The sequence below is a fragment of the Schnuerera sp. xch1 genome, assembly GCF_019931165.1.
Classification (GTDB): domain Bacteria; phylum Bacillota; class Clostridia; order Tissierellales; family Tepidimicrobiaceae; genus JAIOUP01.
Map to the genome: position 1 here is coordinate 68,504 of NZ_JAIOUP010000010.1, position 15,070 is coordinate 83,573.

Annotated in this window: 13 protein-coding genes; all 13 read left to right on the plus strand. The window is 32.4% G+C overall.

The features are described from left to right. Position 1 precedes the first annotated feature (1 nt). The 13 genes from truA (at position 2) to K8M07_RS08395 (ending at position 15,045) form a co-directional block, all read left to right on the plus strand. Positions 2–736, plus strand: a complete 735-nt coding sequence (gene truA, locus K8M07_RS08335; RefSeq protein WP_223377701.1) for a tRNA pseudouridine(38-40) synthase TruA — start codon at positions 2–4, stop codon at positions 734–736. 111 nt (positions 737–847) lie between these two features. Further along, complete coding sequence (gene rplM / locus K8M07_RS08340) at positions 848–1,276, plus strand: 50S ribosomal protein L13 (protein WP_223377703.1); 429 nt, start codon at positions 848–850, stop codon at positions 1,274–1,276. A gap of 25 nt (positions 1,277–1,301) precedes the next feature. Further along, the gene (gene rpsI / locus K8M07_RS08345; RefSeq protein WP_223377705.1) at positions 1,302–1,694 is read left to right on the plus strand and encodes a 30S ribosomal protein S9; all 393 of its coding nucleotides are present in this window, start codon (positions 1,302–1,304) and stop codon (positions 1,692–1,694) included. A gap of 450 nt (positions 1,695–2,144) precedes the next feature. Then, entirely contained in the window at positions 2,145–2,879 is a 735-nt protein-coding gene (gene cwlD / locus K8M07_RS08350) for an N-acetylmuramoyl-L-alanine amidase CwlD (protein ID WP_223377707.1), read from the plus strand. 319 nt (positions 2,880–3,198) lie between these two features. Further along, complete coding sequence (gcvT, locus tag K8M07_RS08355; RefSeq protein WP_223377709.1) at positions 3,199–4,293, plus strand: glycine cleavage system aminomethyltransferase GcvT; 1,095 nt, start codon at positions 3,199–3,201, stop codon at positions 4,291–4,293. 26 nt (positions 4,294–4,319) lie between these two features. After that, positions 4,320–4,703, plus strand: coding sequence for a glycine cleavage system protein GcvH (gcvH, locus tag K8M07_RS08360; RefSeq protein ID WP_223377711.1), 384 nt, complete (start codon positions 4,320–4,322; stop codon positions 4,701–4,703). 2 nt (positions 4,704–4,705) lie between these two features. Beyond that, a complete protein-coding gene (gene gcvPA, locus K8M07_RS08365) occupies positions 4,706–6,052 on the plus strand; it encodes an aminomethyl-transferring glycine dehydrogenase subunit GcvPA (protein ID WP_223377713.1) in 1,347 nt (448 codons plus the stop codon). Then, complete coding sequence (gene gcvPB / locus K8M07_RS08370; protein ID WP_223377715.1) at positions 6,049–7,503, plus strand: aminomethyl-transferring glycine dehydrogenase subunit GcvPB; 1,455 nt, start codon at positions 6,049–6,051, stop codon at positions 7,501–7,503. Before gcvPA ends, gcvPB begins: the two co-directional genes overlap by 4 nt. Positions 7,504–7,515: 12 nt before the next feature. Continuing rightward, positions 7,516–8,931, plus strand: coding sequence for a dihydrolipoyl dehydrogenase (lpdA, locus tag K8M07_RS08375; protein ID WP_223377717.1), 1,416 nt, complete (start codon positions 7,516–7,518; stop codon positions 8,929–8,931). Between the two features lie 41 nt (positions 8,932–8,972). Then, positions 8,973–9,590, plus strand: a complete 618-nt coding sequence (locus K8M07_RS08380; RefSeq protein ID WP_223377719.1) for a phosphatase PAP2 family protein — start codon at positions 8,973–8,975, stop codon at positions 9,588–9,590. 76 nt (positions 9,591–9,666) lie between these two features. Continuing rightward, a complete protein-coding gene (locus K8M07_RS08385) occupies positions 9,667–11,073 on the plus strand; it encodes a hypothetical protein (protein ID WP_223377720.1) in 1,407 nt (468 codons plus the stop codon). Between the two features lie 361 nt (positions 11,074–11,434). Next, positions 11,435–13,267, plus strand: a complete 1,833-nt coding sequence (locus K8M07_RS08390; protein ID WP_223377722.1) for an NAD(P)-binding protein — start codon at positions 11,435–11,437, stop codon at positions 13,265–13,267. Beyond that, the gene (locus K8M07_RS08395) at positions 13,261–15,045 is read left to right on the plus strand and encodes an NADH-dependent [FeFe] hydrogenase, group A6 (RefSeq protein WP_223377724.1); all 1,785 of its coding nucleotides are present in this window, start codon (positions 13,261–13,263) and stop codon (positions 15,043–15,045) included. The genes K8M07_RS08390 and K8M07_RS08395 overlap by 7 nt, the downstream gene beginning before the upstream one ends. The last annotated feature ends 25 nt before the right edge of the window (positions 15,046–15,070 follow it).

A 15,070-nucleotide genomic window follows, 5' to 3' on the forward strand; every position in this document is an offset into this window, starting at 1 on the left:
TATGACTAATATAAAACTTACCATTGAATATTTTGCGAGCAATTATTGTGGTTGGCAAAAACAAAAAAATGGTAATAGTATTCAAGAAGAAATAGAAACAGCGATCAAATTAGTTACTGGTGAAACAGTAAATTTAATTGGATCTGGGAGAACTGATAGTGGTGTCCATGCTAAAGGCCAAGTGGCTAATTTTAATACTAATTCTAATATACCTGCAGATAAATTTAAATTTGCATTAAATGCAAATTTGCCTAGTGATATTAGTATAATAAATTCAGAAAAAGTATCCAATGATTTTCATTCAAGATATGATGCTTTAGGGAAACGATATCAGTATTTGATATATAACAGAAAGATAAGAAATCCTTTATATAGAGATTTTTCATATCATGTACCTTATGAATTGGATATAGATGAAATGAAAAGTGCAGCTAAGTATTTCTTAGGTACCCATGATTTTTCTTCCTTTATGACATCAAATAGTAGTGCAAAAACAACTGTTAGAACTATTGATAAGATATCTTTGAATGAAAAAGATAATTTAGTAATTTTTTTTGTTCAAGGAAATGGATTTTTATATAATATGGTTAGAATAATAGTTGGTACTTTAGTAGATGTAGGAAGAGGAAAATTATATAAAAAAGATATTCCTTATATAATAAAGTCAAAAAAAAGAATTAATGCTGGGCATACTGCTCCACCTCAAGGTCTTTATTTAGAAAAAGTTTATTACTAGTAGAAAAACGTATTGACATTGATTATACCTTGTATTAGAATATATAAGAGTGTTTTATAAAAAGCCCCGGAAATCTTTTTATAACCAATGCTGGAATGAGGAGGGAAAAAGATGAAGAGTTATATAGCTAAATCAAATGAAATTGAAAGAAAATGGTACCTAATCGATGCAGAAGGTAAAGTTCTGGGTAGACTAGCTTCAGAAATTGCTACGGTATTGAGGGGTAAGAACAAACCTGTATATACACCACATGTTGACACTGGGGATTTTGTTGTAGTAATAAATGCAGATAAAGTTAAATTAACTGGTAAAAAATTAGATAAAAAATATTATAAATATCATACAGGATATCCAGGTGGATTAAGATCTATATCATATAGAGAAATGTTAGATAAAAAACCTGAAAAAGTTATTGAATTAGCTGTTAGAGGAATGTTACCTAAAAATAGATTAGGAAGACAAATGATTAAAAAATTGAAGGTTTATAGCGGACCTGAACATAATCATGCATCCCAAAAACCAGAAGTATATGAATTTTAATTAGGTTAAGAAAGGAGGATTGCAATTGGCAACTGTACAGTATATAGGAACAGGAAGAAGAAAAACCTCAGTAGCAAGAGTTAGATTGCTTCCAGGTTCCGGAAATATAATTATAAACAAGAGAGATATTAATGAATATTTTGATTATGATACATTAAAAGTTCTTGTTAAAGAACCTTTAGTGATAACTGATACTTTAAGTAAATATGATGTATTTGTAAATGTTAAAGGTGGAGGATTTACAGGCCAAGCTGGAGCAATTAGACACGGTATATCAAGAGCTTTAATAAATGCGGATAATGAATTAAAGCCTGTATTGAAGAAAGCTGGATTCTTAACAAGAGATCCAAGAATGAAAGAAAGAAAGAAATATGGTCTTAAGAAAGCGAGAAGAGCTCCACAGTTCTCAAAGAGATAGTTTTTTGTCGACTTCCAAGAAAGTCGGTTTACAATTACAAAGTTTGTTCACGAAAGATACAGAGCGTCAGACTGGGAAACCAATCTGGCGCCTTTTATTTGCGCAAAAAGGACTCTTATCTACAAAAACATTTCAGACAAACAAGTTAAATAAAGCTTCCACACCCATTTTCCGTAAGCAAATTTTAGTGTAAATGGATATAAAATATTTGATTATATATAACAACACGACATCAAATTCCCACATTAGCCTTAAGACTAATGTGGGAATTTTTTAAAACGAATAGGGAAGTTCTCGTATGTAGAATACTAATTAATATGAGCTTTTGTTTATGAATTTCAAAATATCTATCTTTAAATGCTTCGATAGAACCTTTTTTTATTATTAGTAATATGGACAATAACAGTGTCAATATATTTCATAGTAGGAGCTTGTGTAGGAGGGATTGCTATGAAGGTTATATATATAACAAAAAGAAATTTGTATGTTATTTTATCTATTATTTTGATTTCAATAACTATATTATTGATAGCATTATTTAACAATAGGGTAACCTCTGCTGTAAACGTTATAATAGGGCAAAAGATAATAGGAATAGATCCTGGACATGGTGGCATAGATTCTGGAGCTGTAGGAGTTAGTGGAATAGAAGAAGATAAGATAAACCTAAAAATTGCATTAAAACTTAAAAGAATTATTGAACAAAATGGTGGAACAGCAGTTATGACTAGGGAAAATGAAGATGGATTATATACTGATAAATCAAAAACACTTAAAGAAAAGAAGACAGAAGATCTTCATAACAGGAAAAAAATTATAGAAAGTGCCAATTGTGATGTTTTTATTAGTATTCATTTAAATAGTTTTGAACAATCTATGTATTATGGTGCTCAAACTTTCTATGGAAAAGATAAGGAATATAGTTATAGATTAGCACACTGTATACAAAATCAATTAAAAAATGAATTAGATAAAAATAATCAAAGAGTACCACAAGATACAGAAGAGGTATTTTTATTAAATGAAATACAAGCACCCTCAGTTCTTGTTGAATGTGGATTTGTTTCAAATCCTGAAGAAGAAAGATTACTTAATACAGATGGATATCAGGGAAAAATAGCATTAGCCATATATAATGGAATAATGAAATATTTTATTGAAGATGATGAAAGTAATAAATTATAATGTGGATAAAGTCATGTGGATAATACCAAATTATGTGGATACAAATATATTATGCAGAGTTAAATTCTTATATAGGCCGATTTTAAAATTAGAAAATTGTTTACATAAGTTATCCACCATAAAATGTGGATGATGTGGAAAAAGTGGATAAAATAAAAATTATCTATAATTTATCAATATTGCAATATTTATTTAACTAATATATAATAAGAACAATAAAACTCAGAAAATCTTTTTAACAATATTGTTTAGGAAAAGGTTTTTGAGGAAATATATAACTTGTATTAACAATTAATAAAAATTGGGAAGGAGTGGTAAAATGGTAGCAAAGAAAACTCCACTTTATGATGAACATGTAAAGCTTGGAGGTAAGATTGTTGATTATGCAGGGTGGTTCCTTCCAGTGCAATATGAAGGATTAGTTAAAGAACATGAAGCAGTAAGAAACGAAGCAGGGATGTTTGATGTATCACATATGGGAGAGATTATGGTAAAAGGTAAGGATGCATTTCGTTATTTACAGTATTTATTAACCAATGATTTATCAAAATTGGTAGATAATCAAGTAATTTATACATTTATGTGCTATCCTGACGGCGGTGTAGTAGATGATTTGTTAGTTTATAAATATAATGAGGAAGAATATTTACTAGTGGTTAATGCAGCAAATATAGATAAAGACTTTAAGTGGATGATAGATAACAAAAAGAATTTTAGTATTATTATTGAAAACGTATCAGATCAAATTGGAGAAGTTGCTATCCAGGGGCCTAAGGCGGAAAAAATCTTACAAGAACTTACAGATTTTGATCTGTCATCAATTAAGTTTTTCCACTTAAAAAGGGATGTAGATATTGCAGGGATAAACTGTATGATATCAAGAACTGGATATACTGGAGAAGATGGATTTGAAGTATATGCTTCATCTGATGAGATAGTAACAGTTTGGAAGAAAGTATTAGAAGTGGGTAAAAAAGATGGTTTAAAACCTGCAGGGTTAGGGTGTAGAGATACCCTTAGATTTGAAGCATCTTTGCCTCTTTATGGACATGAAATTTCTAGAGAAGTTACACCATTAGAAGGGGGATTTAAGTTTTTTGTTAAACTAGATAAGGAATCAGATTTTATAGGCAAGCAAGCACTAACTAATCAATGGAAAAATGGATTGACTAGAAAACTTGCTGGATTCGAAATAATAGGCAGAGGTATACCAAGAGAAGGATATGAGATATATAAAGGGGATAAAAAGATTGGATATGTAACTACAGGATATATGTCACCAACTTTGAAGAAAAACATTGGAAATGCCTTGATCGATGTGAATGAGACAGAGCTAGGAAATGAAGTTGATGTAATGATAAGAAATAAGCCTGTTAAGGCTAAGATAATTAGTAAAAGGTTTTTAAAAAAATAATTTAAGATTATAAGGAGGTATATATTATGAAAGTAGCAAAAGATTTATATTATACTAATGATCATGAGTGGCTAAAAGTAGATGGTGATGAAGCTTATATTGGATTAAGTGATTTTGCTCAAGATTCTTTAGGGGATATTGTATACGTTGAATTACCAGAAGTTGATGATGAATTTGATAAAGATGATGCATTTTCAGCTGTAGAATCAGTAAAGGCAGCTTCAGATGTGTTTATGCCCGTAGATGGTAAGATTACAGAGATAAATGAGGATTTACTTGATAGCCCTGAGTTATTGAATGAAGATTCATATGAGAATTGGATTATAAAAATTGAAATAAGTGATAAATCACAATTAGATGATTTGATGTCAAGTGACGAATACGAGAAGTTCTTAGATGAGGAGGTATAAAGATGTATCCTTACATCCCAAATACACAAGAAGATGAAAAGAGGATGTTGGAAGCCATCGGTGCCAATTCAATCGATGACCTATTTAGTGATATACCAGAAAATATTCGGCTTAAGAGGGAACTTAATCTTAATTCATCAATGTCAGAAACAGAAGTATCAAAGGATATGATAAAGCTATCTCAAGAAAACAAGTCAATAAATGAATTGACTTGTTTCTTAGGAGCTGGGGCTTATGATCATTATATTCCTTCTATAGTAGGACATATTATTTCAAAGAGCGAATTCTATACATCCTATACTCCATATCAACCGGAAGTAAGTCAAGGGACTCTACAATATGTGTTTGAATATCAAACTTTAATGTGCAACTTAACTGGGATGGATGTATCAAATGCTTCATTATATGATGGTGGCACAGCAATTGCTGAGGCAGCATTTATGGCTTCAAATATTACTAGAAGAGATCAAATAGTAATATCCAAGACTGTAAACCCACAAGCTAGAGAAGTTCTAAAGACTTACGGTCATCTTCAAGGATTAGAAATAGTTGAAATTAAGGATGAAGATGGAGTTACAAATCTAGATGAATTAAGAAACAATGTAACTGATAAAACTGCAGCGGTAATAGTTCAAAGTCCAAACTTCTTTGGAATAATAGAGGATTTAAAGTCAATTGAAGAAATAGCTCATAGTCAAAAGAAAACTCTATTTGTTACAAGCGTTGATCCAATATCTTTAGGAATACTTAGAGCGCCTGGTTCTTTAGGAGCAGATGTTGTAGTTGGAGAGGGACAATCACTTGGCATTCCTCTTTCATTTGGTGGGCCATATTTAGGATTTATAGCAGTTAATAAGCGTCACATGAGAAAATTGCCAGGAAGAATAGTTGGGCAAACTTTGGATAAAGATGATAAAAGATCATATGTATTAACATTGCAAGCTAGGGAACAACATATAAGAAGAGAAAAAGCTACTTCCAATATTTGTTCAAATCAAGGAATAAATACATTAGCAGCTGCAGTATATCTTACTACCTTAGGGAAGAAAGGATTAAGAGAAGTAGCATTGCAAGCGACACAAAAAGCACACTATGCATTTAAAGAAATTACAAAATCAGGAAAGTATAAACCATTGTTTGACAAACCATTCTTTAAGGAATTTGTAGTAACTAGTGATGTACCTGTAGATGATATAAACAAAAAGTTAATAGATGAAAGGATTCTTGGAGGTTATTCATTAGAAAGATTCTATCCCCAATATAAGAATGCAATTCTTTATGCTGTCACTGAAAAGAGGACAAAAGGAGAAATTGATAAATTAAGTTCTGTATTGGAGGGGATAAAATGAGAGAATATAATAAATTGATATTTGAACTTTCAAGACCAGGAAGAAGGGCGTACTCACTTCCAGAAAATGATGTTCAGGAAGTAAGGATTGAAGAATTGATTCCTGCAGAATATTTAAATGACGATGAATTAAACCTTCCAGAAGTAAGTGAAGTGGATATAGTAAGACATTATACAAATCTTGCAAACAAAAACTTTGGTGTAGATACAGGATTTTATCCATTAGGGTCTTGTACTATGAAATATAATCCAAAGGTAAATGAAGACATGGCAAATCTTGATGGATTTAAAAATATTCATCCACGCCAACCAGAAGAAACCGTACAAGGTGCCTTAAAACTTATGTATGAATTGGATGAAGCTTTATGCGAAATATCTGGAATGGATAAGGTAACTTTACAGCCAGCAGCTGGAGCTCATGGAGAGCTAACAGGATTGACATTAATAAGGGCTTATCATGAGGATAGAGGAGATACTAAGAGAACAAAGATAATTGTTCCAGACTCAGCACATGGTACAAATCCTGCATCAGCTATGATGGCTGGATTTGATGTCATAGAAATCAAATCCACAGAAGAAGGTCTTGTTGATTTGGAAAGCTTAAAGGCAGCATTAAGTGATGAAGTTGCTGGATTGATGCTTACAAATCCAAACACATTAGGACTATTTGAAAAAGAAATAAAAGAAATTGCTGATTTAGTCCATGAAGCTGGCGGATTGTTATACTATGATGGTGCAAATGCTAATGCTATACTAGGTCAAGTTAGACCTGGAGATATGGGATTTGACGTAATGCATTTTAATCTTCATAAGACATTCTCTACACCTCATGGTGGTGGAGGACCAGGTAGTGGACCAGTAGCAGTTAAGAAGATACTGATTGACTTTTTACCAACGCCAGTTATTGGAAAGGATGGACAAAGATATTACTTGAATTATGATATACCAAAAACTGTTGGTAGAATGAAAGACTTTTATGGCCATTTTGGAATAATGGTTAGGGCTTATGCTTATATATTATCCATGGGTAGTGATGGGTTAAATAAGGTAAGTGAAATGGCAGTTCTTAATGCAAATTATTTAGCACATAGGTTGAAAGATCATTATAGTCTACCAGATGATGCTATATATAAACATGAATTTGTGATGGCTGGATTGAAATCTGAGCTTTCGGAAATTACAACATTGGATGTAGCAAAGAGATTGCTTGACTATGGATATCATCCACCAACAGTGTATTTCCCATTAATTGTCCATGAAGCAATGATGACAGAACCAACAGAATCTGAAAGCAAAGAGACTTTAGATGAATTTGCAGATGTACTAATTGAGATTGCACAAGAAGCTAAGGAAAAGCCAGAGAACTTAAAAGAAGCACCCCATGATACTCCTGTAAGGAGATTAGATGAGACCCTAGCAGCTAGAAAACCTGTGCTTAAATATGAAGGGTAGGTGTGAAAAAGTTTGGTTAAAAAAAATATTGCAATAATAGGAGCAGGTCCGGGAGGATATGAAGCAGCGATAAGAGGAGCTCAATTAGGTGCAAATATTTATTTGATTGAAGGTAGGGAAGTAGGGGGAACATGCCTCAATAGAGGCTGTATCCCCACTAAAACTTATTTTAGAAATGCAGAAATAATGAACACCTTAAATAGATCCGAAGAATTTGGAATTTCAGTAGATAATTTTAAATTAGATGGTAAAGTACTACAGGATAGAAAGATAAAAGTAGTAAATCAGCTAGTTAAAGGAATAGAGCAATTGATATCCTCTTATAAAAATATTGAATTTATTCCTGGAAAAGGTAGGTTAAAGGATAATAGAACTATAATCGTAGATTTAAAAGATGGTGGAACTCGTGAAATTAAAGTAGATAACATAGTTATTGCTACAGGTTCTAAGGCTACCATGACAGAAACAAAAGGAGTAGACTTAGAAGGAGTTATTACTAGCGATGAACTTCTAGAGATGGAAGAAATTCCAGAAACCCTTATTGTTGTAGGAGGAGGAGTCATAGGACTTGAATTTGCAAGTATATATCAAGAATTAGGTTCTCAGGTAATCCTTCTTGCTTCTAGGATATTAAAAAATATAGATAAGGAAATATCTAGGAGATTGCCTATGTTCTTTAAAAAACATGGAATGGAAACCTATGTAGATATAAGAGCAAAGGAAATAGTAAAAGAAGGAAATAAGTTAAAGGTAATTGCAAGATATAAGAAAAAAGATAAACAAATTGAGGTAATAGGTGACAAGGTATTAATTGCTTCTGGAAGAGGACCAGTAACAGACGGATTGAATCTTGACAGTACAGGAATAGAATATGATAAAAAAGGAATAAAAGTAGACGAAAACTTCGAAACAACGGCTAAGGGCATATATGCCATAGGAGATGTTAATGATGTAGGCATACAGCTTGCTCATGTTGCTTCAAGTCAAGGTATATATGTAGTAGAAAATATAATGGGAATGACATCAGATATAAATTTGGATGTAATACCAAATTGCGTATTTGCATTTCCAGAAGTAGCTTATGTAGGATTGACAGAGAGCCAAATAAAAGAACAAAAAATAGACTATAAAACAAGTAAATTTTTATTTGCTGCTAATGGAAAAGCTTTATCACTAGGAGAAACCGAAGGTTTTGTAAAGGTGTTCTCATCTAAAGAGAATGATAAGGTTATAGGAGTTACAATAGTAGGACCTCATGCTAATGATTTAATACATGAAGGAGCCCTGGCGATAGCTAATAATATGGATGTTGATAGTATAGCAAGAACTATACATGCACATCCAACACTAAGTGAAGCATTTATGGAAGCGATACACGGTTTAGAAGGTAGAGCAATTCATATTGCACCACCAAGAAGAAAAAGGTAGCAGAAACCTGCTATCTTTTAATTTATATTAATGGAGGGAACATGAAAGATAAGATTTTAATAATTTTAAGTATAATTTTAATAATTATATCCTTAAGCGTAGGAGTATATGTTAGAAATTCAGAAGAAGGAATTCTTTTTGATATGGATATAATGAAATATATTCATGGAAACATGACACTGGAGATTGCCAAATTTATGAATATTATAACTTTTTTTGGATCTTCATATTTCTTTATATTTATAGGGATAATTATTTTTATATTTCTTAAAAGAAATAATAATTGTAAAGGTATAATATTATTGATTACATCTACTTTAGGAAGTTATATATTAAATTATATTTTAAAAAATATATTTGTAAGAACAAGACCATTAGAATATTTCTTAATAGAGCAGGGAGGATACAGTTTTCCTAGCGGTCATTCAATGGTTTCCATAAGTTTTTATACTACTATGACTTATTTATTGACAAAGAGTCAAAGTAGTAAAAGAATAAATATTATTTTATGGATTGCTAATTTTATTATAGTAGCTTTTATTGGATTTAGTAGAGTGTTTTTAGGTGTTCATTGGCCTACTGATGTATTGGTTGGATTTATATTAGGATTAGTTTATTCTTATGCAACAGTGAAAATAGTAGAAAAAACAAATAATTAATTAAGCAATTCATTAACCAATATTCCTCACTTGCATATTTAATAGTATAAACAAATTTTTGCAAGGAGGTATTTTTATGCTTATTGAATTGAACGCATTACATTGGGTTTATGTGATTTTTACTCTACTAATATTAGGATTTATGGTTGCCAAGAGGGATACAACCCTTGTATGTATAATAGGAATTTTTCTATTATCGATAATTGCTACTAGTTCCTTATCTACTTCAATAATGACTATATTTAACAGCTTTATTTTTGCTATAATCGAATTACTTGGAACTATATTGATTATCTCAATTATAGTAGGGATGAGCTCTATCCTTACTAAAACTGGAATAAGTCAAGTAATGATTTCGCCTTTTACTAAGTTTATTAAAACACCGACTTTAGCATATTGGGTTATCGGCATCTTAATGATGATTATCTCATGGTTTTTCTGGCCATCTCCTGCAGTTGCCTTACTGGGAGCAGTTTTATTACCAGTAGCAATAGAGGCAGGTTTGCCAGCTTTAGGAGTAGCAGTAGCTATGAATTTGTTTGGACATGGAATAGCCTTATCCAGTGATTTTATAATTCAAGGGGCACCTAAGATAACTGCAGATGCTGCGGGGATACCTGTAACAGATCTAATATCATCGAGTATACCTTTAGTATTCGTAATGGGAATAGTTACTACCATAACAGCTTTTATACTTTTGAAAAAAGATTTAAAGAATGGAAAATTAAAAGCTGATAAGGACAGTGATATGAATATGGATAAAGTAGAAAATGATGACGAAGATTCGGAAAGAATCTTGTCTGCAAAGATGAGAAGAATATTTTCTATAATAGTTCCAGTTGTATTTCTAATAGATGTTATAGTAATGTTAGTTGCTAATTTACAAGGAGGGGATGCTACTGCACTGATTGGTGGTACAGCTGTTCTGATACTAATAATGGTTTCTATGTCAACATATAAAGACAAAGCATTAGAGCAAATAACTACCCATCTAATAGAAGGATTAAAATTTGGATTTCAAGTTTTTGGTCCGATTATTCCGGTGGCAGCTTTCTTCTATTTAGGTGGTGGAGGTTTTACAAGTGTAATTGGAGAATACTTGCCAGCAGGTTCTCAGGGGATTGTTAATGATTTAGGCTTAGCATTGGCGAATGTAGTACCACTAAATGCTGGAGTTGGAGCAGTAACATTAACAACTGTTGGTGGTATTACAGGATTAGATGGTTCTGGATTTTCAGGATTAGCTTTAGCAGGTTCTGTTGCAAATCTATTTTCAATTGCTATAGGTAGAGGAATAGAAACATTGGCTGCTTTAGGTCAAATAGCAGCAATATGGATTGGAGGTGGAACTCTAATTCCTTGGGCTGTTATACCAGTAGCTGCTATATGTAAGGTAGATCCTTTTGATTTAACAAGGAAGAATTTTAAACCAGTAATGATTGGTCTTGCAGTTACTACTATAGTAGGAATATTTTTAATTTAAAGGATATTTTAAATATCTCCATTCTTTATAAAAAATATAAAGAATGGAGATTTATTAATATTGTAAAAATTTAGAATGAAAATATTGATATTCATTTAACTTATGATATAATGTTTATGAATATAATCACACATTTGTCTATATATTAGTTGTACCTTAGGTATATACTTTTTTATAGAATAATTAATACTTTTATAATAATAGAATATAAATATTTAATGGACACACAAATAAGTCAAATGTATTCGGAATGAAGCAATATTTACATCTAACATTGTTAATTAATTAACTGAACCTATTTATTTTTCTAGTTCAGGTAAAGTTGATTATTTAATATATTAAAGAAAGGAGCTTAAAAGACATGAGTAGACTTAGTATTATTACTAAAGATAAGGTTCAAACAACTGTTGAGACTCTTTACAAAGACTTGGAAAGACGTATCATTGCAAGTCCACCAGGATTATGTCCCATAGATTTAGCATCATCCTTCTTAAAGATGTGTCATGCTCAAACATGTGGGAAATGTGTTCCTTGCAGGATAGGATTGGGTCAATTGGAAGCATTATTGGAAGATGTATTAAATGGCAATGCTTCATTAGAAACAATTGATTTAATTGAAAAAACAGCGAGAACTATTTATTATTCTGCCGATTGTGCCATAGGATATGAAGCAGCTAATATGGTTTTAAAAGGAGTTGAAGGTTTCAGGGATGATTTTGAAGAACATATTCTTCGAAATAGATGTACATTTGAACTATATCAGCCTGTTCCTTGTGTTTCTCTTTGCCCTGCTGGAGTAGATGTTCCTGGCTATATTGCTTTGGTGTCAGAAGGTAGATATGAAGATGCAGTTAGACTAATTCGAAAGGATAATCCACTGCCATCTGTATGTGCTTTAGTATGTGAACATCCTTGTGAAACTAGATGCAGAAGGAATATGATTGATGATTCAATTAACATTAGAGGTTTGAAACGATTTGCAGTGGATAATGCTGGAGTTGTTCCAGTAGAAAAGCCAGCACCTTCCACTAATAAAAAGGTAGCTATAGTAGGGGGAGGGCCTAGTGGATTAAGTTCAGCTTACTATCTATCTATTATGGGACATGATGTAGAGATATTCGAACAAAGACAAAAATTAGGTGGTATGTTAAGGTATGGGATACCAAGCTATAGACTTCCCCGAGAAGTTCTAGATAAAGAAATAGATACGTTGCTTTCTACTGGAATTAAAGCACATACTGGAATTACAGTAGGTAAGGATATATCAGTTGTTGAATTAAAAGAACAATTTGATGCTGTGTATATTGCTATTGGTGCTCATATAGATAAGAAGATAGGTATTGAAGGACAAGAAGCAGAAGGAGTTATCTCTGCTGTTGAAGTTTTACGACAAATAGGAGACGATAAATATCCTGATTTTAAAGGCAAATCTATAGCAGTAATTGGTGGAGGAAATGTAGCTATAGATGTAGCGCGTTCAGCTGTACGATTGGGAGCTGAAAAGGTAAATATCGTATATCGTAGACGTAAAGTAGATATGCCAGCTATGAAGGAAGAAGTAGAAGGAGCTATCGCAGAAGGTTGTGAGATATATGATTTATATACCCCAGGTAAAATTGAAACGGACAACAATAACCATATCAAAGCTCTATGGATACAACCTCAAGTTATAGGAACTATTAAAGGTGGAAGGCCAACACCAAGAGGTGCAGCAAAAGATACTGAAAAGATTGATTGTGATTTATTAATTATTGCTATTGGACAAGGTATTGAATCAAAAGACTTTGAAAAAGAAGGAATTCCTGTAACTAAAGGAGTTATAGATGCACTTAGTTGTGGTGGTATTGAAAACGTTCCAGGAGTATATGCAGGTGGAGATTGTGTATCAGGACCTGCAACAGTAATACGTGCCATAGCAGCAGGAAAAGTAGCAGCTGCGAATATAGATGAATACTTAGGGTATGATCACATTATTGAAACAGATGTTAAAATACCAGATCCACGCTTAGCAGATAGAACGCCTTGTGGACGTGTAAACATGAGAGAACGAGATGCTTCAGATAGAGTTAAAGATTTTGATTTGATGGAATTAGGAATGACTTGTGAGGAAGCAAACCAAGAATCAAGCAGATGCCTGAGATGTGATCATTTTGGTTTTGGAATATTTAAAGGAGGGAGGATTGAAAAATGGTAAATTTAATTATTGATAATAATAAGATAAATGTTCCAGAGGGAACAACAATTCTTGATGCAGCTAAAATGAATGATATACCTATTCCACACCTTTGCTATTTAAAGGAACTGAATGATATTGGAGCCTGTAGGGTATGTGCTGTAGAAGTTGAAGGAATTAATAGATTAGTTACTTCTTGTAATAATGTAGTAGAAGAAGGAATGGTAGTTTATACAAATAGTCCAAAAGTACGTGAAGCTAGACGTACTAATGTAGAGTTAATTCTCTCTCAACATAATGCAAAATGTGCTACTTGTGTTAGAAGTGGAAACTGTAGTTTGCAAACGATATCAAATGATTTAGGTATCATAGATATTTCATATAAAGAAGATTTACCTAATGCCAAATGGGCACAGGATTTTCCATTAGTTAGAGATGACGAGAAATGTATCAAGTGTATGAGATGTATTCAGGTATGCGATAAAATACAAGATATGTATATATGGGATATAGCGAATACAGGCTCTAGAACAAAGGTTGATGTTTCTCTTAATAGAAAAATTGAAGAATCAGATTGTGCACTTTGTGGACAATGTATAACTCATTGCCCTGTTGGTGCTTTAAGGGAAAGAGATGATGTACAAAGAGTATTTGATGCATTAGCAGATGAAGATAAAATTACTGTAGTTCAAATAGCACCAGCAGTAAGAGCAGCTTGGGGAGAAAGTTTAGGTCTTAGTAGAGAATTTGCAACAGTTAAGAGATTAGTAGCTGCTTTGAGGAAAATTGGGTTGGATTATATATTTGATACCAATTTTACAGCTGATTTGACAATTATGGAGGAAGGTAGTGAATTTTTAGCAAGGCTAAAAAATGGAGAAAACGAAAAATTCCCAATGTTTACTTCATGTTGTCCAGGATGGATACGATTTATTAAATCCCAATATCCTGATATGATAGATCAGTTATCATCGGCTAAATCCCCTCAACAGATGTTTGGTGCAATTACTAAAAGTTACTATGCAGAATTATTAGATGTTGATCCATCAAGGATTTTTAGTATATCAGTTATGCCATGTACCGCGAAAAAATATGAATGTGATCTTCCGATAATGAATGACGCAGGAGCAGGCCAAGATGTAGATGTTGTTTTAACGACAAGAGAAATCGATAGAATTATTCGCTCAGAACACATTATTCCACAATCTTTGGATGAAGAAGAGTTTGATACACCCTTAGGAGTTAGTTCTGGAGCTGGTGTTATATTTGGGGCAACAGGGGGAGTTATGGAAGCAGCACTTCGAACTGCTTATTATCTAGTTACTAATGAAAATCCTGACCCAGATGCTTTTAAAGCGGTAAGGGGAAGAGAAGGTTGGAAGGAAGCAACATTTGATTTAGCCGGTACAAATCTTAGAGTTGCAGTTGCGAGCGGATTAGGAAATACAAGAAAATTAATAGAAGCCATTCGACAAGGTAATGTAGAATATGATTTTGTTGAGATAATGGCGTGCCCTGGAGGATGTGCTGGCGGTGGAGGTCAGCCTATTGAAGATGGAAAAGAATTAGCTTATGAAAGAGCTGAAGTATTATATGGTTTAGATAAAATAAATAATATTCGTTTTTCACATGAAAATCCATCGGTTATTAATTGTTATAAGGATTATTTAGAAGAACCTTTATCTCACAAGTCTCATAAATTGCTTCATACAAATCATTATAATTGGGAATTAAATGTAGACAAGTTCCAAGAATCGCTTGATACAAATAATTACGATTGGGAATTGAGTACAAATTAGTAGACTATAATTAATTAGCCTCTAA